1 protein-coding gene is annotated in these 251 nt (G+C 34.7%); it reads right to left on the minus strand.

Features of this window, described 5'->3' with window-relative positions; translation table 11 throughout:
- Positions 1 to 251 (minus strand): hypothetical protein (locus JMJ55_RS30655; protein ID WP_202829373.1); only part of this gene is annotated, 251 nt, incomplete at both ends.

The following is a 251-nucleotide window of genomic DNA, read 5'->3' on the forward strand; positions in this document are numbered from 1 at the left end:
CTTCTGGAGCACACATAGGACAGCCTGCTTCTAATTGACCATTGGGATCAATAAGTTTTGCTCCTGTTTTTGTTAAATAACCTGCATTTTCACCTGCTACCACAACTTTTGGTAATATCTCTAAAATATCTTGATGATATCCCATTTCAGAAAAAAGTTGATTAAATGTTTTAGCAATATCTTGTCGATACTCTTTAGTTTCTACATCAATAGGAAACATTCCCGACGCATCACCTATACCTAATACTTTT

It is taken from the genome of Belnapia mucosa (assembly GCF_016775475.1).
Lineage (GTDB): Bacteria > Pseudomonadota > Alphaproteobacteria > Acetobacterales > Acetobacteraceae > Belnapia > Belnapia mucosa.